This is a genomic window from Hydrogenophaga sp., from assembly GCF_030373225.1.
Taxonomy (GTDB): domain Bacteria; phylum Pseudomonadota; class Gammaproteobacteria; order Burkholderiales; family Burkholderiaceae_C; genus Hydrogenophaga.
Window position 1 is genome coordinate 130,733 of sequence record NZ_JAUCZG010000001.1, and the last position, 21,903, is coordinate 152,635.

At 62.4% G+C, this 21,903-nt stretch carries 23 protein-coding genes and 1 tRNA gene; 15 read left to right on the forward strand and 9 right to left on the reverse strand.

Annotated elements, in window-relative coordinates:
• Positions 1–6: 6 nt before the first annotated feature.
• On the forward strand, positions 7–498 hold the full coding sequence (tatB, locus tag QUV35_RS00650; RefSeq protein ID WP_300870184.1) for a Sec-independent protein translocase protein TatB: 492 nt from the start codon (positions 7–9) through the stop codon (positions 496–498).
• Positions 498–1,295 carry a twin-arginine translocase subunit TatC gene (gene tatC / locus QUV35_RS00655; protein WP_300870185.1) on the forward strand — a complete coding sequence of 266 codons (798 nt, stop codon included), beginning with the start codon at positions 498–500 and terminating at the stop codon, positions 1,293–1,295. Before tatB ends, tatC begins: the two co-directional genes overlap by 1 nt.
• Positions 1,296–1,301: 6 nt before the next feature.
• Here the strand turns inward: tatC and QUV35_RS00660 are convergent, their stop codons facing one another.
• On the reverse strand, positions 1,302–2,459 hold the full coding sequence (locus QUV35_RS00660; RefSeq protein ID WP_300870186.1) for a Do family serine endopeptidase: 1,158 nt from the start codon (positions 2,457–2,459) through the stop codon (positions 1,302–1,304).
• Positions 2,460–2,645: 186 nt separating this feature from the next.
• On the opposite strand from QUV35_RS00660, the gene QUV35_RS00665 reads away from it, so the two are divergent.
• Positions 2,646–3,431: a Nif3-like dinuclear metal center hexameric protein gene (locus tag QUV35_RS00665; protein ID WP_300870187.1), complete on the forward strand. Its 786-nt coding sequence runs from the start codon at positions 2,646–2,648 to the stop codon at positions 3,429–3,431.
• A gap of 6 nt (positions 3,432–3,437) precedes the next feature.
• Complete coding sequence (gene pdxA / locus QUV35_RS00670; protein WP_300870188.1) at positions 3,438–4,484, forward strand: 4-hydroxythreonine-4-phosphate dehydrogenase PdxA; 1,047 nt, start codon at positions 3,438–3,440, stop codon at positions 4,482–4,484.
• On the opposite strand, the gene mscL is transcribed toward pdxA, so the two are convergent.
• Entirely contained in the window at positions 4,474–4,902 is a 429-nt protein-coding gene (mscL, locus tag QUV35_RS00675) for a large conductance mechanosensitive channel protein MscL (RefSeq protein ID WP_300870189.1), read from the reverse strand. The genes pdxA and mscL overlap by 11 nt on opposite strands.
• Positions 4,903–5,148: 246 nt before the next feature.
• On the opposite strand from mscL, the gene petA reads away from it, so the two are divergent.
• The 6 genes from petA to QUV35_RS00705 all read left to right on the forward strand — a co-directional run bounded on the left by petA (position 5,149) and on the right by QUV35_RS00705 (position 9,406).
• Entirely contained in the window at positions 5,149–5,757 is a 609-nt protein-coding gene (gene petA, locus QUV35_RS00680) for a ubiquinol-cytochrome c reductase iron-sulfur subunit (RefSeq protein WP_300870190.1), read from the forward strand.
• Positions 5,758–5,806: 49 nt separating this feature from the next.
• Positions 5,807–7,207, forward strand: a complete 1,401-nt coding sequence (locus QUV35_RS00685; RefSeq protein WP_300870191.1) for a cytochrome bc complex cytochrome b subunit — start codon at positions 5,807–5,809, stop codon at positions 7,205–7,207.
• A 31-nt stretch (positions 7,208–7,238) separates the two neighbouring features.
• On the forward strand, positions 7,239–7,994 hold the full coding sequence (locus QUV35_RS00690; protein WP_300870192.1) for a cytochrome c1: 756 nt from the start codon (positions 7,239–7,241) through the stop codon (positions 7,992–7,994).
• 115 nt (positions 7,995–8,109) lie between these two features.
• Positions 8,110–8,721 carry a glutathione S-transferase N-terminal domain-containing protein gene (locus QUV35_RS00695; RefSeq protein WP_159607845.1) on the forward strand — a complete coding sequence of 204 codons (612 nt, stop codon included), beginning with the start codon at positions 8,110–8,112 and terminating at the stop codon, positions 8,719–8,721.
• Between the two features lie 51 nt (positions 8,722–8,772).
• Complete coding sequence (locus QUV35_RS00700) at positions 8,773–9,315, forward strand: ClpXP protease specificity-enhancing factor (RefSeq protein WP_300870194.1); 543 nt, start codon at positions 8,773–8,775, stop codon at positions 9,313–9,315.
• Positions 9,316–9,330: 15 nt separating this feature from the next.
• Positions 9,331–9,406: transfer RNA gene (locus QUV35_RS00705), tRNA-Thr, on the forward strand.
• Between the two features lie 41 nt (positions 9,407–9,447).
• Here the strand turns inward: QUV35_RS00705 and QUV35_RS00710 are convergent.
• Positions 9,448–9,765: a DciA family protein gene (locus QUV35_RS00710; protein WP_300870196.1), complete on the reverse strand. Its 318-nt coding sequence runs from the start codon at positions 9,763–9,765 to the stop codon at positions 9,448–9,450.
• A gap of 51 nt (positions 9,766–9,816) precedes the next feature.
• Here QUV35_RS00710 and QUV35_RS00715 point away from each other — a divergent pair, with 51 nt between their 5' ends.
• The 5 genes from QUV35_RS00715 to QUV35_RS00735 all read left to right on the forward strand — a co-directional run bounded on the left by QUV35_RS00715 (position 9,817) and on the right by QUV35_RS00735 (position 16,347).
• Positions 9,817–10,767: a M23 family metallopeptidase gene (locus QUV35_RS00715; RefSeq protein WP_300870197.1), complete on the forward strand. Its 951-nt coding sequence runs from the start codon at positions 9,817–9,819 to the stop codon at positions 10,765–10,767.
• Between the two features lie 165 nt (positions 10,768–10,932).
• Complete coding sequence (gene secA / locus QUV35_RS00720) at positions 10,933–13,686, forward strand: preprotein translocase subunit SecA (protein WP_300870198.1); 2,754 nt, start codon at positions 10,933–10,935, stop codon at positions 13,684–13,686.
• 66 nt (positions 13,687–13,752) lie between these two features.
• On the forward strand, positions 13,753–15,000 hold the full coding sequence (gene argJ / locus QUV35_RS00725) for a bifunctional glutamate N-acetyltransferase/amino-acid acetyltransferase ArgJ (RefSeq protein WP_300870199.1): 1,248 nt from the start codon (positions 13,753–13,755) through the stop codon (positions 14,998–15,000).
• Positions 15,001–15,010: 10 nt separating this feature from the next.
• A complete protein-coding gene (locus tag QUV35_RS00730) occupies positions 15,011–15,889 on the forward strand; it encodes an ATP-binding protein (protein WP_300870200.1) in 879 nt (292 codons plus the stop codon).
• Positions 15,886–16,347, forward strand: coding sequence for an NUDIX domain-containing protein (locus QUV35_RS00735; RefSeq protein WP_300870201.1), 462 nt, complete (start codon positions 15,886–15,888; stop codon positions 16,345–16,347). Before QUV35_RS00730 ends, QUV35_RS00735 begins: the two co-directional genes overlap by 4 nt.
• Positions 16,348–16,362: 15 nt before the next feature.
• Here QUV35_RS00735 and QUV35_RS00740 read toward each other — a convergent pair whose 3' ends face one another.
• From QUV35_RS00740 to pilB, 6 genes are read right to left on the reverse strand one after another with little or no spacing between them, the layout of a single operon-like run.
• On the reverse strand, positions 16,363–16,566 hold the full coding sequence (locus QUV35_RS00740) for a DNA gyrase inhibitor YacG (RefSeq protein WP_300870202.1): 204 nt from the start codon (positions 16,564–16,566) through the stop codon (positions 16,363–16,365).
• Positions 16,567–16,585: 19 nt separating this feature from the next.
• Positions 16,586–17,341 (reverse strand): cell division protein ZapD, encoded by a 756-nt coding sequence (gene zapD, locus QUV35_RS00745; protein ID WP_300870203.1) that lies wholly within the window; start codon positions 17,339–17,341, stop codon positions 16,586–16,588.
• 42 nt (positions 17,342–17,383) lie between these two features.
• On the reverse strand, positions 17,384–18,001 hold the full coding sequence (coaE, locus tag QUV35_RS00750) for a dephospho-CoA kinase (protein WP_300870204.1): 618 nt from the start codon (positions 17,999–18,001) through the stop codon (positions 17,384–17,386).
• Positions 17,998–18,861: an A24 family peptidase gene (locus tag QUV35_RS00755; RefSeq protein WP_300870205.1), complete on the reverse strand. Its 864-nt coding sequence runs from the start codon at positions 18,859–18,861 to the stop codon at positions 17,998–18,000. The genes coaE and QUV35_RS00755 overlap by 4 nt, the downstream gene beginning before the upstream one ends.
• Positions 18,861–20,078, reverse strand: coding sequence for a type II secretion system F family protein (locus tag QUV35_RS00760; protein WP_300870206.1), 1,218 nt, complete (start codon positions 20,076–20,078; stop codon positions 18,861–18,863). Before QUV35_RS00760 ends, QUV35_RS00755 begins: the two co-directional genes overlap by 1 nt.
• Positions 20,079–20,110: 32 nt before the next feature.
• Entirely contained in the window at positions 20,111–21,844 is a 1,734-nt protein-coding gene (gene pilB / locus QUV35_RS00765) for a type IV-A pilus assembly ATPase PilB (protein WP_300870207.1), read from the reverse strand.
• Positions 21,845–21,903 lie beyond the last annotated feature (59 nt).

The window sequence follows — 21,903 nt, forward strand, 5'->3', positions numbered from 1 at the left end:
CAATACATGATTGATCTGGGCATTTCCAAACTCGCCCTCATCGGGGCGGTGGCGCTGATCGTCATCGGTCCCGAGAAACTCCCGCGTGTCGCACGCACGGTGGGTGCCTTGCTGGGGAAGGCGCAGCGCTATGTGGCCGATGTCAAATCCGAGGTGAGTCGCTCCATGGAGCTCGAAGAGCTCAAGAAGATGAAGGACTCGGTGACCAGCGCGGCCCGTGACGTCGAACAGTCGGTGCAAAGCAGCGCGACCGACTTTGAGAAGTCCTGGTCTGAAGCCACCGCCGGACTCGACGGCAGCAGCGGCTCGTACGGATCCAGCGACACCCTGGGCTCGTTCGAGCCCCCGGTCTACAAGCACCCGAAAAAGAACTGGCGGCTCAAGCAGAAAGCCATGCCCCAGTGGTTCAAGGCCCGCACCGGTGTGCGCACCCGCACCCAATCCGGTGCGGCCCGCGTGGCCCGATTCCGGCCTCGCTCCTCTTCCGCTCCCCGCTGATGTCAGACACCGAAAAAACCACCGACGAACTCGCCGGTTCAGAACAACCGTTTGTGCAGCACCTCATGGAGCTGCGCAACAGGCTGCTCTATGGCGTGATCGGCCTGGCGATCTGCATGGGCCTGCTGGCATTCTGGCCTGGCCCGAGCGGGTTGATCGACCTGATCGCGGTGCCCATCCGTGCCCACATGCCCCCGGACGCCAAGCTGATTGCGGTGGGCGTTTTCTCGCCGTTCTTTGTGCCGATCAAGGTGCTGGCCATGGCGGCGCTGCTGCTGTCGCTGCCCTGGTGGATGTACCAGGTGTGGGCTTTCGTGGCACCCGGGCTGTACAGCCACGAAAAGCGTTTCGCCATTCCGCTGATCGTGCTGGGCAGCTTGCTGGCGTATGTGGGCATTGGTTTCGTGCAGTTCTTCGTGCTGGACAAGATGTTCGGCTTCATTCAGCAGTTCACGCCCGCCAGCGTGGCTGCCACACCCGACATCGCGTCCTATGTCGAAGCCATCCTCTCGCTGTACCTGGCCTTCGGACTGGCCTTCCAGGTGCCCATCGTGGTGGTCCTGCTGGTGAAGATGAACATGGTCACGGTGCAAAAGCTCAAGGAATTCCGCGGCTACTTCATCGTGGTGGCCTTTGTGATTGCAGCGGTGGTCACGCCACCGGACGTGATTTCCCAGCTGGCACTCGCGGTGCCCATGTGCATCCTGTATGAAATCGGAATCTGGGGTTCTCAGTGGTTCGTCAAGGCCTCCGCGCCCACGGAAGCCGAGGCCGCCGAGAAAGAGTCGGCGTCCTGATCTGGTTCAGCGCGCGGTTGCCTGGCGTGCGACGTTGCGGCGCCCGGGGGTGACCTGAATCTGCAATTTGCCATCGCGACGGGTGACGTCCAGCGGCGATGCCGTGCCTGGCTGGAGCGCGGCCACTGCCGAGAGCAATTGAGGCACGCTGGCCACAGGCATTCCGGCCACTGCCGTGATGACGTCACCCGGGCGAATGCCGGCCTGAGCGGCAGGACCGTTTTGCAGCACGCCCGTGATCACCACACCCGCTCCCGGCTCGAGCCCGAAGCTCTCTGCCAGTTCGGGCGTGAGGTCCTGCGGCTCGACGCCGATCCAGCCGCGCGTGACCTGGCCGTCTCGAACGATGGCGTCCAGCACGTTGCGCGCGGTCGAAGTGGGAATGGCGAATCCGATGCCCATCGAGCCGCCCGAGCGCGAGTAGATGGCCGTGTTGATGCCCATCAGGTGCCCGTTGATATCAACCAACGCACCGCCCGAATTGCCGGGGTTGATGGCGGCGTCGGTCTGAATGAAGTTTTCGAAGGTGTTGATGCCCAGTTGCGTGCGGCCGAGTGCGCTGACGATCCCGCTGGTGACGGTTTGTCCCACGCCAAACGGATTGCCGATGGCCAGCACCTGATCACCGATCTCGAGTGCGTCCGAGTTTCCCAGCGTGATCACAGGCAGGCCGGCGAGCTCGATCTTCAGGATGGCCAGATCGGTTTCAGGGTCGGTGCCGATCACCTTGGCCGCGCTCTTGCGCCCGTCATTGAGGATCACCTCGATTTCATCCGCTTCTTCAATCACGTGGTTGTTCGTGAGAACGTAGCCCGCGGGACTCACGATCACACCGGAGCCCAGGCCGGTTTGCGGCTGGCTCTGGGCCTGGTCGCCGAAAAAGAAGCGAAACCAGGGGTCTGCGCTCTGGGCGCCGCTGACCGCAGCCTTGCTGGTGTTGATGCTCACCACCGCAGGAGAGGCGGCGCGCGCGGCGCTGCGAAAGCTGGCCGCACTCTCCACCATGGTGGGCGCTGCGCCCGGTGAGACAGCTTCCAGCACCGGCACCACTGATGCCACGGAGGCCGAGCGACCGAGCCACTGTGGCTGTAGGGTCGCCACCACGAACAGGGCAGCCACCAGCACGGTGACGGTTTGGGCGAACAGGAGCCAGAGTCGTTTCATGGGGGGCTGGGTAGGGGTTGGGCTCGGCGCTGCACGGAACAAGGCGTCGGCTGAGGCATGCATTCTCCCGCAAATGGGTTCGGGCAGGCGGTGTTCAAGCCCGTGGTGCGCTCCTCGCCCGGGCGCAAAACGGGCCAGATGTCAGAATGGGCCACTCCTGCTGCGCTCCGCGACCAAGCTCACCCCATGCCCAACGACCTCACCTTGACGCCTGCAGTGTCGCGCGAGTCCCTCACGCAGGCACTCGACCAGTTGCTCCAGCCCGCCCGGTTCAAGGACCACGGTCCCAACGGCCTGCAGGTCGAAGGGCGTGCGGGCGTGCGCAAGCTGGTCAGCGGTGTGACGGCGAGCCGCGCATTGATCGACGCGGCGATTGCCGAGGGGGCCGACGCCCTGCTGGTCCACCACGGCCTGTTCTGGCGCGGGCAGGATGGCCGTGTCACGGGCTGGATGAAGCAGCGCCTGAGCCGTCTGCTGGCCCATGACATCAATCTGCTCGCCTACCACCTGCCGCTGGATGCGCATGCCGAGCTGGGCAACAATGCCCAGCTTGCATGCCGCCTGGGGGTGACCGTCTATACCGATGAGCGTGGGCGTTTCGGTGAGCAGGCCCTCGGTTTCATGGGGAGCCGGCCCTCAGCGTCGGCCGCCGAACTGGCCGAACACGTGGCGGCGCAACTGGGTCGGAGCGTCACGCTGGTGGCCGATCCCGATCGACCAGTGCAGCATGTGGCGATGTGCACCGGTGGTGCCCAGGGCTATTTCGAGGCCGCCATTGCAGCCGGCGCAGACGTTTTCATCACCGGCGAGATTTCAGAGCCGCAGGCCCACTATGCGCGCGAATGTGGAGTGGCCTACATCGCCTGCGGTCACCACGCGTCCGAGCGCTACGGGGTTGCTGCCGTGGGCGCGCATGTGGCGGCTCAACTCGGTCTCGAGCATGTGTTCATCGACATCGACAACCCGGCCTGAACGCCGATGAGTCATTCCCCTCACACCGGAAGCCGGAGCCAACCGATCGCGCTGACGATGGGTGACCCTGCCGGCATTGGCCCGGAGATCATCGCCAGAGCCCTCTGTGAGCGGCCCGGATTGCGAACGCAGATCGTGGTGGTGGGTGATGCATCCACGCTGGCATCGGCTGCGCGCCTGGTGACAACGGGGGCTCTTCCGTTGACCGTGGCAGAGATTGACGACATCGAGGATCTGGCAGCCGTTCCGTCGGGGTGCATGGCTGTGGTGCAGGCCTGTCGCCTGGCCGCGCCGGTGGAGATCGGGCGCATCAGCCCGCAGGCCGGACGTGCCGCTGCTGACTGCATCGAATGGGCAGCGCAGGCCGCTTTGCAGGGGCGGGCGCGCGCCGTGGTGACTGCGCCGATCCACAAGGAGGCCCTGGCCGCGGCGGGCGTGGCCCACCCCGGGCACACCGAGATGTTGCAGTCGCTCAGCGCCGCCCACCTCGGCGTGCCCGTGTCTGCCCTGCCAGTGCGCATGATGCTCAGTTGCCCCGGTCTCAGCACGGTGCTGGTGAGCATTCACCTGTCGTTGCGCAAGGCGCTGGATGCCGTGACCCTCGAGCAGGTGTTGCAGACGGTCCGGATCACGCAAGCGCATTGCCGACGAACCGGCACGGCACGCCCACGCATCGCAGTGGCCGGCCTGAACCCCCATGCCGGGGAGGGCGGGCTGTTCGGGTGGGAAGACCGGGACATCATTGCTCCGGCCGTGGCAGACGCCAGGCGGGAAGGCATCGAAGCCAGTGGCCCTCATGCGCCGGACACCGTTTTCATGCGGGCCCGGCAAGGTGAATTTGATGTGGTTGTCGCGATGTACCACGACCAAGGCCTGATCCCCGTCAAGCTGTTGGGACTCGACGAGGGCGTGAACACCACATTGGGACTTCCCTTTGTGCGCACCAGCCCCGATCACGGGACCGCGTTTGACATTGCCGGCACGGGACGCGCCAGCGCCAGCAGCCTGCTGGCAGCGATCGACGCGGCCCTGGCAGCGGGCCCTACTTCTTGAGGCTGTCGCGGATCTCGCGCAACAGCATCACGTCTTCGGGCGTCACCACCGGGGCGGGCGCCTCTGGCGGGGCCTCGCGCTTGAGGCGGTTGATCTGTTTCACCATGATGAAGATGATGAAGGCCAGGATGGTGAAATTGATGGCCACGGTGATGAAGTTGCCGTACGCCAGCGTGGGCACGCCCGCCGCCTTGAGGGCGGCCAGCGTGGGGGCGGTACCTTCGGGAACCTTGCCCAGGGCCAGATAGAGATTGGTGAAGTCCAGATTGCCGAAGATCGAGCCCACCAGCGGCATGATCACGTCTTCCACCATGGACGAGACGATCTTGCCGAAAGCGCCTCCGATGATCACGCCCACGGCGAGATCGATCACATTGCCCTTGACGGCAAATTCCTTGAATTCCTTCATCACGCTCATCTTGTTCTCCGTTCAGGATGGTTGGCTGGACTGCCCGTTGCAACCGCGCAGGAACGAGCGGGAGGATTCTCACACAGCGTTGCGGGGTTTCCTGAACGGGCCGCGACAAGGCGCATCGTTCACCCAAAGGCAATGTCCTCAATAGCCCAGTCCAGCACCCAGGCAAGCACAGGCAGGTGCAAGTGCTCCAGTACAATGCCGGGTTGACCCTGATGCACCTTCCTGAAGTCTCGTAGAAAGAGTTCCATGAGTGAAGCTACCGCCCAAGCGCCTGCCAACAGCAGCCGCCGTACCTGGCTGATCACCTCTTGCGCCATGGGTGGCGTGGGGGCAGCCGCCGTCTCCGTGCCATTCGTGAGCACGTTTCAGCCATCCGAGCGTGCCAAGGCCGCAGGCGCGGCGGTCGAAGTCGATGTCTCGGGCATCCTGCCGGGCGAAAAGATTGTTGTGGAATGGCGGGGCAAGCCCGTGTGGATCATGCGTCGCACGCCAGAGCAGCTGGCCGAGCTTGAAAAGCTCGCCGGTGAGCTGGCCGACCCCGAGTCCACCCGCACTGCGGTTCCCACGCCCGAGTACGCAAGGAATCACCACCGCTCGATCAAGCCCGAGATTCTGGTGACGGTGGGCATCTGCACCCACCTGGGCTGCTCGCCTGGCGACAGGCTCACACCGGGCCCGCAGCCCTCGTTGCCCGACAACTGGCAAGGCGGTTTCCTGTGTGCCTGCCATGGCTCCACGTTTGATCTCGCCGGTCGCGTGTTCAAGAACAAACCGGCGCCGGACAACCTGGAGGTGCCCCCGCACTTCTACATGTCAGACACCATGTTGTTGGTCGGCGAAGACAAGCAGGCCTGAGCCGAAGCGGTTCCAAGCGACATCAGACAACGCCAAACAGAGGCAACCCATGGCTGAATTCAAAGAAGTTTCCCCCAATGCCCCGATCGGCGAGAAGACGCTGAACTGGATCGACAACCGGTTTCCGCTTTCGAAGCTCTACAACGAGCACCTCGCCGAGTACTACGCGCCCAAGAACTTCAACTTCTGGTATTTCTTCGGTTCCCTCGCGCTGCTCGTGCTCGTGATCCAGATCGTCACCGGTATTTTTCTGGTGATGCATTACAAGCCTGATGCGGCGCTGGCGTTCGCGTCGGTCGAATACATCATGCGTGATGTCCCCTGGGGCTGGTTGATCCGCTACATGCACTCCACCGGCGCCTCTGCGTTCTTCGTGGTCGTGTATCTCCACATGTTTCGCGGCCTGATCTACGGCAGCTACCGCAAGCCACGCGAGCTGGTCTGGGTGTTCGGTTGCGCGATTTTCCTGTGCCTGATGGCCGAAGCTTTCATGGGCTACCTGCTCCCATGGGGCCAGATGTCCTACTGGGGTGCCCAGGTGATCGTGAACCTGTTCGCCGCCATTCCCTTTGTCGGCCCCGACCTCGCACTGCTCATTCGCGGCGACTTCGTTGTGGGCGATGCCACTCTCAACCGCTTCTTCAGCTTCCACGTGATTGCCGTGCCGCTGGTCCTGCTGGGTCTGGTGGTGGCACACATCATTGCCTTGCACGAGGTGGGCTCCAACAACCCGGACGGTGTGGAGATCAAGGCGAAGAAAGATGCCCGGGGCATCCCGCTCGATGGCATTCCTTTCCATCCGTACTACACGGTGCACGACGTGCTGGGCGTGTCGGTTTTCCTGATGATCTTCTCCGCGATCATCTTCTTTGCGCCCGAATTCGGTGGCTACTTCCTCGAGTACAACAACTTCATCCCCGCCGACCCACTGGTCACGCCGCTGCACATTGCGCCGGTCTGGTACTTCACGCCGTTCTACTCGATGCTGCGCGCCATCACCAGCGAAATGATGTACGCCCTGGTGGCCATCGCCGTGATCGCTGCGGTGCTCGGCGCAATCAAGGCCAAGGGCTCCGCCGCCTTCAAGGGTGGAATCGTGATCGGTGCGCTGGTCCTGGTGGCCCTGATGTTGTCCATCGACGCCAAGTTCTGGGGCGTGGTGGCCATGGGCGGCGCCGTGATCATCCTGTTCTTCCTCCCATGGCTTGACCACAGCCCGGTGAAGTCCATCCGCTACCGGCCGACGTGGAACAAGTGGCTGTACGGCGTGTTCGTCATCAATTTCCTGATCCTGGGCTACCTCGGTGTGCTGCCGCCATCACCCATCGGCGAGCGCGTTTCGCAGGTCGGCACCTTGTTCTATTTCGGGTTCTTCCTGCTGATGCCCTGGTGGAGCCGTCTGGGTGAGTTCAAGCCTGTGCCCGACCGCGTCACTTTCCAGCCTCACTGAACACGACGAGCCAATTCTGAGAGTCAAGCAAATGAAAAAAATCCTCTTGGGCCTCGCACTGGCAATCGGTATGTCAGGCGCCGCCATGGCCGCTGGTGGCTCCATTCCCCTGGACAAGGCGCCACAGCGCACCAATGACATGGCTGCCCTGCAAAACGGCGCCAAACTGTTTGTCAATTACTGCCTGGGCTGCCACTCGGCTGCCTTCATGCGTTACAACCGCCTGCGCGACATCGGGCTGAACGACAAGCAGATCGCCGAAAACCTGACCTTCGCCACCGACAAGATCGGTGACACGATGAAGGCGGCGATCGACCCCAAGCAGGCCAAGCAGTGGTTCGGCGTGAACCCCCCCGACCTCACGCTGATTGCACGCTCACGCTCAAGCCGCGAGGGCACTGGCGCCGATTACGTCTACACCTTGCTGCGCACCTACTACCGCGACGACACCAAGCCAACGGGCTGGAACAACCTCGCGTTTCCCAACATCGGCATGCCCAATCCTCTGTGGGAGCTGCAGGGCGAGCAAAAGCCGGTCTATGAAAAGGTCATGAGCCACGGCCACGAGGTGGACCGCCTCAAGGGCTGGGCAGCTGTCAAACCCGGCACGCTCAGCGCGGCCGAATACGACAACAACGTGGGCGATCTGGTGGCGTATCTGCAATGGATGGCCGAGCCTGCCCAGAACAGCCGGGTCCGCATCGGCGTGTGGGTGATGTTGTTCCTGGCCGCGTTCACCGTGGTGGCGTGGCGATTGAACGCCGCCTTCTGGAAAGACATCAAGTAATCTCATCCCAACAGGCTGGCGGCCCTGTCCGCTGGCCTGACCGTTCCGCAGTGGTTTGCAGTGTCCGTATGGCACGAATGCAAGCCACTGTTTTTTGCTTTAAGGAGACACCTTCATGATGGTCTTGTACTCGGGTACCACTTGCCCGTATTCCCACCGTTGCCGCTTTGTTCTTTTCGAGAAGGGCATGGACTTCGAGATCAGGGATGTCGACCTCTACAACAAGCCGGAAGACATCAGCGTCATGAACCCGTACGGCCAGGTTCCCATCCTGGTTGAACGCGACCTGATCCTGTACGAGTCGAACATCATCAACGAGTACATCGACGAGCGCTTTCCCCACCCGCAATTGATGCCGGGTGATCCAGTGGACCGTGCCCGGGTTCGCCTGTTCCTGTTGAACTTCGAAAAGGAGCTATTCACCCACGTCTCGATGTTGGAGTCGCGCAGCACCAAGGGCAATGAGAAGGCGCTGGAAAAGGCACGGGCACACATCCGCGACCGCCTGACCCAACTGGCCCCGGTGTTCCTGAAGAACAAGTTCATGCTGGGCGACAACTTTTCCATGCTGGACGTGGCCATCGCCCCGCTGCTGTGGCGCCTCGACTTCTACGGGATCGAACTCAGCAAGAATGCAGCGCCCTTGCTCAAGTACGCCGAGCGTATTTTTTCGCGCCCAGCCTACATCGAGGCGTTGACCCCATCCGAGAAAGTGATGCGCAAGTGAGCGCAAGCCCGCGCCCAACGGCCGGGTTCCACCGTGCCTTGACGATGGCCCATGAGTCCTGCTGACACGGACATCCCTTCCACCCGCCCGTACCTCATTCGTGCCCTGCACGAATGGTGTTCAGACAACGGTTTTTCTCCCTACATTGCGGTGCAGGTGGACGCTTCCGTTCAGGTGCCGATGGAGTTCGTGAAAAATGGCGAGATCGTGCTCAACGTCGGCGTCGACGCCACGAGCTCGTTGAGGCTGGGCAACGACTTCATCGAGTTCAAGGCGCGTTTCGGCGGCGTGGCGCGCGAAATCGTCGTTCCCATCAGCCATGTGGTGGCCATCTACGCACGCGAAAACGGCCAGGGAATGGCGTTTCCGGCACCGGCACCGGCGACCCTGTCGGCGGTCAAACCGTCGGTCCTCGTGTCGGACGCGCCGCCATCGGGCGACGGCGTCGAAGCCACTGCGGATACAGCCTCGAGGAGCCCGCTGCGCTCGGTCACAAGTGAGCAAGGTCAGGAAGAGGGAGATGTCCCCCCGGAGCCTCCAGCCGATGGCCCCGGCCGCTCACCGGGCCGGCCGCAGCTCAAGCGCGTCAAGTAAACTTCGAAGCCCCCGGCCGCTTTAGCTCAGTTGGTAGAGCAATCGCCTTGTAAGCGATAGGTCGTCTGTTCGAGTCAGACAAGCGGCACCAAGACACCATTCCCCGCCACTCGCCCCCTTGGCGGGAGGCGTTCATCGCGCCGGGGTTTGGACTTTGATGCGGATTGCGTTAACCTGCGCACCGTTTTGGGTCAACACCCGTTGGATGGCCGGCAGCATCTGGCGGAGTTTGGTGGAGGCGGCGGCGCTGCCCACCAGAAGGCACCACTCCTGTTCCTGCAAAGGCCCGGCAACCACCTGCTGACGCATGGCGGGCGGGATCAGGTGGCGCACCTGATCCAGGAAGTTCTGGGACTCGCGAATGCGCTCCCGCAACAAGGCCAGCGATGGCGCGGCGCCCACAGCCTGTTCGAGGCTGAAGAGCGTGCGAGGTCGTTGATCGGTGGCCATGTGAATCGAATCGAAGGGCCCTGGCGGCTCACCGCAAGGAAAGGTTTCAGAGTGCACATCATTATCACGGACGCCTGGCTGGCCAAAAGCCGGGCCCTTCACCTCAGTGGCTTCAAGCTGGTGGGTGCGGGCATGTTGGCTGCCGTGGTGTTGATGCTGGCCTCCATGGCCACCTACCATTGGGTTTTCCTCGAAGGGGTCCGCCAGGGATGGCCTGGCTTTGCGTCGGTCGGCCGGTTGGTGCATCCCGTTGACACCGACTCCAAAGACGCCTACGTGCGTGCCAATCTGGACGCCATGGCCCGCAAGCTGGGCGAAATGCAGGCACGCATGGTCCAGATCGACTCCCTCGGTGAGCGCGTGGCCGGCCTGGCGGGCTTGAATCCGGCAGAGTTCAAGAATGCACCGGGGTCGGGCGGTTCTTTGGTGGCCAGCCGGAACATCACCATGCAGGAACTGATGCAGGCCCTTGACTCGGTGGAAGTGTCCAGCGGATCCAGGGTCGACTGGCTCACGGTGGTGGAGTCGCGACTGTTCGATCAGAAGATCAGTCAAACACTAATTCCCACCGAAAAGCCGGTGGTTGGGGTGCGGGTCGGATCTCCGTTTGGTTTTCGCATCGATCCCATCACGGGTGTCTCGGCGCTGCACACGGGGCTCGATTTCCCGGCCGATGTCGGCACGCCGATACTCGCAGCGGCGGGCGGGGTGGTCGTGGTGCAGGAGTACCACGCTGCCTACGGCAACATGGTCGAGATCGACCACGGCAACGCGTTGATCACTCGCTACGCCCACGCTTCCCAGACCTTCGTTAAGAAGGGCGACATCGTCAAGCGGGGCCAGAGAATAGCCAGCGTGGGGTCTACCGGGCGTTCGACCGGTCCCCACCTGCACTTCGAGGTCTGGGTGGCGGGTGTGCCTCAGAACCCGCAGCGTTTTCTCGAGGCGGGAGAAAAAATCGCCGCTTCCAAGCCCCCCGTGCAGGGTCCCCGCAAGCCCTGATCGCACTGAAGCTGCGGCGGGTAAAATCGCTGCTTTGCTGTTGAAAGTCCGGTGTTTGCCTGCACCTTTGCGGCGCCGGGCCCACGCCTTCCGGGCTCGCAAGAGCTCCCCTCCTTTCCTTTGCCTGCCCTGCACCTTGCGGGTGGCTGGCGCAGTCCTGTATCTATGGCCACAAACTTCCTCACCAAACTCTTTGGTAGCCGCAACGACCGCTTGCTCAAGACCTACCGCAAAACGGTGGAGCGCATCAACGGTCTTGAGGCGCAGTTTGAAAAGCTCAGCGATGACGAACTTCGTGGCAAGACCGAAGCCTTCAAGCAACGAATAGTGCAAGGCGAGACCCTTGATGCGCTCTTGCCTGAAGCCTTTGCGGTTGTGCGCGAAGGCAGCAAGCGCGTCATGAAGATGCGCCATTTCGACGTTCAGCTGGTGGGAGGCCTTGCGCTGCACCACGGCAAGGTGGCGGAAATGCGCACCGGTGAGGGCAAAACCCTGACCGCGACCTTGCCGGTCTATCTGAACGCGCTCACGGGCAAGGGCGTGCATGTGGTCACGGTCAACGACTACCTGGCCAGTCGTGATGCCCAGTGGATGGGGCGTCTCTACAACTTTCTGGGCCTGACGGTGGGCATCAATCTGCCCCAGGCTCCGCGGGATGAGAAGCAGGCGGCTTACCGATCCGACATCACCTACGGCACGAACAACGAATACGGCTTCGACTACCTGCGCGACAACATGGTCTACGAAGCGGCTGATCGCGTGCAGCGCGGCCTGAACTTCGCCATCGTCGACGAGGTGGACTCGATCCTCATTGACGAAGCGCGCACCCCGCTGATCATCAGCGGGCAGGCCGAGGACCAGACGCAGACCTACATGGCCATCAAGCAGCTGGTTCCGCATCTGGTGCGCCAGGAAGGCGAGGCCGACGTGCGCACGGGTGAGGGCGTGATCAAGCCGGGTGACTTCACGGTGGACGAAAAGTCCCACGCGATTCACATGACCGAGCAGGGGCACGAACACGCCGAGCAACTGCTGAGCCAGGCCGGCTTGTTGCCCGAGGGCGCGTCGCTTTACGACCCGGCCAATATCGCGTTGCTGCACAACCTGGTGACCTCGCTCAAGGCCCACCATCTCTACCACCGCGACCAGCACTATGTGAACCAGAACGGCGAAATCGTGATCGTCGACGAGTTCACGGGCCGTTTGATGACGGGTCGGCGATGGAGCGATGGCCTGCACCAGGCAGTGGAGGCCAAGGAAGGTGTGGCGATCCAGCCCGAGAACCAGACGCTGGCCTCCATCACGTTCCAGAACTATTTCCGCCTCTACGCCAAGCTGGCCGGCATGACTGGAACGGCGGACACCGAGGCGTATGAATTCCAGGAGATCTACAGCCTGGAGACGGTGGTGATTCCACCGAACCGAGTGAGCAAGCGCGTCGATCAGCTCGACCGCGTCTACAAGACGACGAACGAAAAGTACGTCGCTGCCATCCAGGACATCCGCGAATGTCACGAACGGGGTCAGCCGGTGCTGGTGGGCACCTCGTCGATCGAAAACTCGGAAATCATCGCTGAGTTGCTGGTCAAGGAGGGATTGCCCCACGAGGTGCTGAACGCCAAGCAGCATGCGCGCGAAGCCGACATCATCATCCAGGCGGGTCGTCCGGGCGGCATCACCATCGCCACCAACATGGCCGGGCGCGGCACCGACATCGTGCTGGGCGGCAACCTCGAGAAGATGGTTGACGCGGTTCAGAACGATGAATCACTGGACGATGCCACCAAGGCGGCACGCATTGAATCCCTGCGCCAGAACTGGCAGGCCGACCACGACAAGGTCAAGGCGTTGGGCGGTTTGCGCATCATCGCCACCGAGCGCCACGAGTCGCGCCGCATCGACAACCAGTTGCGCGGCCGCTCCGGCCGCCAGGGCGACCCGGGCTCGTCGCGCTTCTATCTGAGCCTGGACGATTCGCTGATGCGCATTTTCGCTGGCGACCGGGTGCGCGCCATCATGGACCGTCTGAAGATGCCTGAGGGCGAGGCCATCGAGGCGGGCATCGTCACGCGCAGCATCGAAAGCGCACAGCGCAAGGTCGAGGCCCGAAATTTCGACATTCGCAAGCAACTGCTTGAATACGACGATGTGTCCAACGATCAACGCAAGGTGATCTACCAGCAACGCAACGACATTCTCGATGCCGAATCGCTGCGGGCGCAAATCGACTCGCTGCGCGATGGCTGTTTTGCCGATCTGGTGCACCAGTACGTGCCCGAGGGCAGCGTCGAGGAGCAGTGGGACCTGCCCACGCTGGAGCGGGTGCTCAGGGAGGAATGGGCGGTCGATGTGCCGGTGACGACCTGGGTGTCCGACGCCGAGTCGATCGATGCCGAGGAGGTTGCAGAACGTGTCGTGGCAGCGGCCCGGGTGGCGTTCGAGAGCAAGGTGCAGATCGTGGGTGAAGAGAACTTCACCCAGTTCGAGCGCATCGTGCTGTTGCAGACCATCGATGGGCAGTGGCGCGACCACCTTTCGGCATTGGACTACCTGCGCCAAGGCATTCACTTGCGAGGCTATGCGCAAAAGCAGCCCAAGCAGGAATACAAGCGCGAGGCTTTCGTGCTGTTCGGTCAACTGCTGGACACCGTCAAGAACGATGTCACGCGGCTCTTGATGAATGTGCGCGTGCAGTCGGCTGAGCAGATGGCGCAGGCCGCGGAGCAGCTGGAGGAGCGGGCCGAGCAGTTCGCCAACGTGACCTATACCGCTCCCACCGAGTCTGGCGAAGTGGAGACGGTCGGTCCGACCAGCGCAACGTCGCGTCCTGCGGGCGATGTGCCCAGGGCCGGCCGCAACGATCCCTGCCCCTGTGGCAGCGGAAAGAAGTACAAGCACTGCCACGGCAAGCTCGACTGAGGCGCGGGACCCCGGTGTCCCCAGCCTCCTGCAAGACTGGCCTCATCCTGAATTCACGGAGTTCAAATGCCCGTTCAACTCGACACGCCTTTGGCGGTGGACCTGCTCCCCATTGCGGGTGTGCGCATTGGGGTGGCCCAGGCCGGCATTCGAAAGGCCAATCGCAAGGACCTCACGCTCTTTTTGCTGGACGAGGGCTGCGCGGTCGGCGCGGTGTTCACGCAGAACCGCTACGCCGCGGCGCCGGTGCAGGTGTGCCGTGAGCACCTTGCCGCAGGAAAGGGCATTCGCGCGCTGGTGATCAACACCGGCAACGCGAACGCGGGAACCGGAGAGCCCGGCCTGTCGAACGCCCGCCAGACCTGCACGGCCCTGGCCCTGGCGCTGGGCGTGCGGCACGAGCAGGTGATGCCCTTTTCGACGGGCGTGATCATGGAGCCTCTGCCGCTCGACCGCCTGCTGGCAGGTTTGCCAGCGGCCCTCGCCGATGCGGCACAAGCGCAAGACGACAGTGGTGTGCAATGGCTCTCGGCGGCCCAGGGCATCATGACCACCGACACCTTGCCGAAGGCGTTCAGCCAGCGCATGACGATCGACGGCCGCGCCGTGAACGCCACCGGCATCGCCAAGGGCGCCGGCATGATCCGACCCAACATGGCGACCATGCTCGGCTTCCTCGCCACCGATGCCGCGGTGGCACCGGGCCTCATGGACGCGCTGGCCCGCCGCCTGGCCGACGCCTCATTCAACCGGGTCACGGTGGACGGCGACACCAGCACCAACGATTCCTTTGTGGTGGTGGCCACCGGCAAGGCCGGCCATGCGCCCATCAGCGACCTCGACAGCCCGGCCGGCGTTGCCCTTCTGGAGGGTTTGACCAAGGTGGCCCGCCACCTCGCCCACGCCATCGTTCGGGACGGCGAAGGCGCCACCAAATTCATCACCGTGCAGGTCGAAGGCGGGCGCACCAAGGCCGAATGCCTGCAGGCCGCCTACGCCGTGGCGCACTCGCCCCTGGTCAAGACGGCCTTCTTCGCCAGCGATCCGAACCTTGGTCGCATCCTGGCCGCTGTGGGCTACGCGGGCATCCACGACCTCGACGTGAGCGGCATCGAACTGCATCTGGGCGATGTGCACGTGGTGACCCAGGGCGGCCGCCACCCCGGCTACCTCGAGGAAGACGGTCAGCGCGTGATGAAGCAGGCAGAAATCCTGGTGCGCATCGGTCTGGGTCGTGGCGACGCCACGGAAACGGTCTGGACCTGTGATTTCAGCCACGACTACGTCACCATCAACGCCGATTACAGATCCTGATTTCAGTGCCATGAACGAACACATCGAGCGCCTGCTGGAGCGCGCAGAACAGTTGATGGCCCGCATCGAATCGGTGCTGCCGCAGCCCATGCAGGCGCCCGACTGGTCCGCATCAGTGGCCTGGCGCTATCGCAAGCGCTCAAGTGGTCACGGCTCGCTGGAGCCGGTGCGCCAGGTGGGTCCCATGCGCCTGGCCGACCTGCAGGAAATCGACGGACAGAAGGCGAAGATCCAGCGCAACACGCTGCAGTTCGTCAACGGACGGCCCGCCAACAACGTCCTGCTCACGGGAGCGCGGGGCACCGGCAAGTCCTCCCTGATCCGGGCCTGTCTCAATGAATACGCTTCCCGGGGCCTGCGCCTGATCGAGGTCGACAAGGCCGATCTCGTGGATTTGCCCGACATCGTGGATGTGGTGGTGGGTCGCCCCGAGCGCTTCATCGTTTTCTGCGATGACCTCAGTTTTGAAGACGGAGAGCCGGGCTACAAGGCTCTGAAGTCCATCCTCGATGGCTCGGTGTCGGCGGCCAGTCCCAACGTGTTGATTTACGCCACCAGCAACCGGCGTCACTTGTTGCCCGAGTACATGAAGGAAAACCTCAGCTACACCCACACCGCCGATGGAGAGGTTCATCCGGGCGAGGTGGTGGAGGAAAAGATCTCGTTGTCCGAGCGTTTCGGTCTGTGGGTGAGCTTCTATCCGTTCAGTCAGGACGAGTACCTCACCATCGTGGCGCAGTGGTTGTCATCCTTTGGAGTTTCTCCGGAAGACATCGCGGCCGCGAAACCGCAGGCGCTGGTGTGGGCGCTGGAGCGCGGTTCTCGCAGCGGGCGGGTGGCCTATCAGTTTGCCCGCGACTACGCAGGCACCCACGCTTGCGGGACATGAGCGGGCCGACACTCGTCGTGGATGCCGAGCCGGGTGTCGTGCGTCCGGTGGACCGGGGAGTGATTGATGTGGCCGTTGGCGTGTTGATCGCTCCCGATGGCCGATTCCTGCTCACCTCGCGTCCATCTGGCAAGGTGTACGCAGGTTATTGGGAGTTTCCGGGCGGCAAGTTCGAGCCCGGCGAGTCGGTCGAGCAGGCGCTTCGTCGCGAGTTGCAGGAGGAGATCGGCGTGACCATCGGACGGGTCCACTCCTGGCGCGACAGTCTGGTGGACTATCCGCACGCCCTGGTTCGCCTGCATTTCTGCAAGGTCTTTGAATGGGCGGGCGAACTTCAGATGCGTGAAGGCCAGCAGTTCAGCTGGGAGCAACTGCCGGTGCGTTGCACACCGGTCTTGCCCGGTACGGTTCCGGTACTGGAGTGGCTTCGGTCGGAGCAGGGTGCACCAACCGTTTGACGCTGCGCCGGATGGTCAGGAGGCGCCGAAGTCCGGATCGTTCTGACTGTCCTGCTCGGGCAACTTGAAGCTCTCCGAAGCCCAGGCGCCGAAATCCATGTTCTTGCACCGCTCGCAGCAAAAAGGGCGGTAGGCGTTGCTGGGCGCATAGATGCTCGGCCCGCCACAACCCGGGCAGCGCACCGTCTTCAATGGGCTGGTGGAGGCGTTCGTGGACATGGACGGTCTCGCCGTTCGTTCAGGCGCAGAGTGTCAACTCGAACGCAGCATCGTCTTGTGCGGGGTGCAATCGATCGTCATTGCCCTGACGCATCATTCGAACCGACAACATCAGCCGGTTGCCACTGATTTCCGGGATCAGCCCGGTGCCCGGGTCGATGCGCAGGCGAAGCAACTGGAATGTGCGACCCTGGGGCAGGGTTTGCTGAAACTGGCCACCGGGAGCGACCACCTTTTGAGGGGAACCCGAATCCCGCAACATCTTGAGCAGCAACACCACCGACTCGGCCAGGGGTGCCAGTGGCACCGACCACCGCTGCAGGTCGGCCTGCCGTTGCGCAGCGCTGTGATGCTGCCAGTTGTAATAGGCAGGCAGATCGAATTCACAGGTGCCTGCGGGAATGCCGATCCGGCTGCGGATGCTCATCAGCCAGTCGTTCTCGGTCAATGACTGGCCCGTTTTGCCAATCAGGCCGCTGAGTTGCGAGAAACAATCCTCCAGTTGACCGATCGCTTCATTGAGCGCCTGCTCGGAGATCATGGGATTGCCGCGGTAGGACGCCAGTTGCTGCTTGTGCCGCTCGATGTCCTTGAGCACATCCGACTTCATGTCGGCTCTGGACGCCACTTCGATGATTTCGAAGATGGTCTGAATGGCGAAATGGTGATCCAGCGGGTGTTGGCGCGGCACCAGTTCGACCATGCGCCGGAACAATTGCTCAAGTCGCAGGTAAGTGCGGATGCGTTCGTTGAATGGATATTCGTACAGGATCACAGCAGCGTGGGTTCGCAGGGCGGGTCAGCGGGTGGGCGTTCATCATAGCCCGAAGCGTTTCGCCATCACGCTGGCCAGATGTTGCAGGATGTCCAGATCATCCGTGTCGTTGAACACCACACAGTCCGCAGCTGCCAAACGTTGCTCGCGTGAGCTCTGGTTGCGCATGACCGCTTCGATCATGTCGGTATCCCAGCCATTGCGCTGCTGGACCCTGCGAACCTGGGTTGCAGGCATGCAGTCGACCACCAGCACCCGGTCAAGCTGCCACCGCCAGTGCCGCGACTCCACAAGAAGTGGAACATCGAAAATCAGCACGCTCGAAGACGCTTGCGCAGCGAGGCGTCGGATCTCTGATGCGACCAAGGGGTGAACGATGTCCTCCAGCATCTTGCGCGCCTGGGGCTGTGCAAAGACATGCTCGCGCATGCGCGCTCTGTCGAGGGCACCGTCGGCAGAGATGAACACCTGCCCGAATGTGGCTGCGATGGCCGGCATGGCGGCACCGCCAGAGGCGGTGCAGGCCCGTGCAACGGCATCCGCATCGATCAGGTCCGCGCCGTGCTCCCCGAGCATGCGTGCCAATGTGCTTTTTCCGCTGCCGATGCCTCCGGTGAGTCCCAGCCGAAGCACTTGCGACGTTGGGGCCCGGGTGTTCACAAGCCCACAGCGGCCAGAATGGCCGCCGGGCCGAAAATCATGGCGGTCAGTCCGGCCAGCGCGAGGAAGGGTCCGAACGGGACATAACCGCCCTCGCGCAGTTCACCCCTGAGTTTGATACCGATGCCGATCACCGCTCCAATGACGGAAGCCATGAGGATGATGGGGACCAGGGCCTGCCAACCGAACCAGGCACCGAACGCGGCAAAGAGCTTGAAGTCTCCGTAGCCCATGCCTTCCTTTCCGGTTGTCAGCTTGAAACCCCAATACACCAGCCACAGCGACAGGTAGCCGCCCACGGCACCCCACAAGGCGTTTGTCAGGGTAGCGTCGGTCGCACCCAATCCGGCGGCGCAAAGGCCTGCCCACAACAACGGCAGCGTGATGTCGTCGGGCAGCAGGGTGGTATCCCAGTCGATACAGGCCAGCGCCAACACCGAGGCCGAGAAACCGCACCAGGCGAGTGCTTCCCAGCCGACCCCCGAACGCCATCCGCACCAGGCAAACAGCGCGGCACACGTCAGTTCCACCGCCGGGTAACGCAGGCTGATCGGCGCAGAACATTGACTGCACTTTCCGCGCAAGGCGAGGTAACTGAAAACGGGAATGTTCTCGAACCAGCGGATCTGGTGACCGCAATGGGGGCAGCGGGACCGTGGAACCATGAGGTTGAAGGTCTCGACGGCCTGCTTGGCAGGGGTGTCACCCGCATGCTGATCGGTATGGATGTCCGCACACTCGGCTGCCCAGTGCAGTTCCATCATCTTCGGCAGGCGGTGAATCACCACGTTGAGGAAACTGCCCACCAGCAAACCGAGAAGCCCAAGCAGCGCCGCCTCGGGCGCACCCGCACCCAGCATCAAACCACCTGACCCAGCTTGAAAATGGGGAGGTACATCGACACGACAATGCCCCCGATGACCGTGCCGAGCACCACGATGATGATGGGCTCCATGAGGCTGGAGATGCCGGCCACCATGTCGTCGACCTCCGCTTCGTAAAAGTCTGCGGCCTTTCCGAGCATGTGGTCAATAGAGCCGGACTCCTCGCCGATCGCGCACATCTGCAACACCATCGACGGGAAGATGTTGGCATTGGTCATCGCGTTGGTCAGGCTGGTTCCAGTGGACACTTCCTGCTGGATCCGTTCAGTGGCGATCGCATAAACCGAGTTGCCCGAAGCCCCACCCACCGAGTCGAGTGCCTCGACCAGCGGCACGCCTGCTGCGAACATGGTGGAAAGTGTCCTCGTCCAGCGAGCGATGACCGACTTCTCGATGAGAATGCCAAAAATCGGCAGCTTCAACAGGATCCGGTCCATGAAGCGCTGCACTTTTTCGTTGCGGCGCCATGCCTGCATGAAAAAGTAGAAGCCACCACCGAGACCCCCGAAGATCAGCCACCAATACTCGATGAAAAATTCACTCAACCCGATGACGAACAGGGTGGGGGCAGGAAGGTCCGCCCCGAACGAAGAGAACACCTCCTTGAACGAGGGGATCACGAAAATCATGATGACGGCCACCACCACGAAGGCCACGATCACCACCGCGATGGGGTACATCAGCGCCGACTTGATCTTTGACTTGAGCGCCTCGGTTTTCTCCATGTAGACCGCGAGGCGGTCCAGCAACTCTTCCAGGATACCGGCCGCTTCACCCGCCTCGATGAGGTTGCAGTAAAGGCTGTCAAAGTACAGCGGATTCTTTCGGAAGGCAGCGCTCAGTGAGGTTCCGGTCTCGACATCGGTGCGGATGTCGTTGAGCAGTTTGGTCACGCTCGGATTCGGATTGCCGCGGCCGACAATGTCAAATGCCTGCAGCAACGGAACGCCGGCCTTCATCATGGTGGCCAGTTGGCGGGTGAAAATCGCGATGTCCTTGGGCCTGATGCGCTTGCCCGAACTCATGCGGCGCTTTTTCACCTTGCTCGGGATGATGCCCTGTCGGCGCAGCGCTGCCAGCACCTGGTTCTCTCCCACGGCGCGGGTTTCTCCCCGAACTGTCTTGCCGTTGCGATCCTTGCCTTCCCACTCGAAAACGACGTCTTTGATGCTCTTGGTTGCAGCGGTTGCCATGGTGTCCTCTCGGGCGTGTGTCTGGCTCAGCGTCACTCGTTGGTGACGCTGAGCACCTCTTCCAGCGAAGTCATGCCCAGCTTCACCTTGAGAAGGCCGGACTCGCGCAGCGTGCGGACGCCTTCCTTGCCGGCCTGCTGGGCAATGTCCAGCGCGCTGCCACCGCGCAGGATGATTCGTTGAATTTCTTCGGTGATCGGCATCACCTGGTAGATGCCGACGCGACCCTTGTAGCCGTTGTTGCAGGCTGAACAGCCTACCGGTCGGTAGGGGGTCCATGTGCCGTCAAGGTCCTCTGCCTTGAAGCCTGCGTCGACCAGCGCTTTGCGTGGCACATCCAAAGGGGCCTTGCAGACGCCACACAGGCGTCGGGCGAGTCGCTGTGCGGTGATCAGGATCACGCTGGAAGCGATGTTGAACGTGGGAATGCCCATGTTCATCATCCGGGTCAGCGTGGTCGGCGCATCGTTGGTGTGCAAGGTCGACAGCACCATGTGGCCGGTTTGGGCCGCCTTGATGGAAATGTCGGCCGTTTCCAGATCGCGGATCTCGCCGACCATGATCACGTCTGGATCCTGGCGCAAGAATGCCTTCAGGGCAGCCGCAAAGGTCAGCCCGGCCTTCTCGTTCACGTTGACCTGGTTCACTCCTGGCAGGTTGATCTCGGACGGATCCTCAGCAGTGGAGATGTTGATGCCGGGCTTGTTCAGGATGTTCAGGCAGGTGTAGAGCGACACCGTCTTGCCCGAACCTGTCGGACCGGTCACAAGCACCATCCCGTAGGGCCGCCCGATGGCCGCCATCAACCGTTCCTTTTCTTCCGGTTCGTAGCCGAGTGCGTCAATACCCACCTTTGCACTGCTGGGATCAAGAATACGGATGACGATCTTTTCGCCGAAAAGGGTGGGCAATGTGCTCACCCGGAAATCGATCACTCGATCCGGACCAATCTTGAGCTTCATCCTGCCATCCTGTGGCACCCGCTTTTCGGAGATGTCCATGCGGGAAATCACCTTGATGCGCGAAGCCAGCTTGTCCTTGATGGCGACCGGTGGGGACGCGATCTCCCTGAGTTCGCCATCCACCCGGAATCGAACCCGGTAGTTGTGCTCATACGGTTCAAAATGCAGGTCGGAGGCGCGCATGTTGAATGCGTCGATCAGCATCTTGTGGAGAAACTTGACGACAGGTGCGTCATCGACCTCCGACGCCTTGTCGTTCGCGTCGGTGACCACGGTCTCTGTGGCCATTTCGTCGAATTCGAAGTCTCCGCCGATGATGTTGTCCATCGTTTCGGCGACGCTGGTGGTCTGCGCGTCCACCAGTTTGCTGAGCTTGTCGTACTCGGCAATGACCCAGTCCACTCCCATTTGTGTGGCGAACTTGATCTTTTCGGCGGCCTGTTGGTCTGCCGGATCCGCGGTTGCCACCATCAGACGGTTGTTGCGCTTGCTCAGAACAACGATGCGGTAGTCCGAGCAGATTTTTGCATCAAGCAAGCCGCTGGGAAGGCGCTGCACATCGATGGCATCAAGGTCCAGCAAGGGCGCCGAGAACGCCGCCGACATGGTGTGGGCGAGATCGGCCGCGGACACCGCACCAGAACCCGTGAGTTCGGCGATGAAACTGGAACGACCGCTCTGAGCCTTGCGATACAACTCCTCGGCGGCTTTTTGCCCCAGCTTTCCGGCCGACACCAATGCCCGGCCCAGGCCGGGCAGGGCCATGGACGGACTTTCCTGAGTGACAGATTCGACAGACGCCATAAGCCCGTAATCTATCGTAAATCAACGACTTGCCCCTCACTATTGAGGCAAGTTGTGCT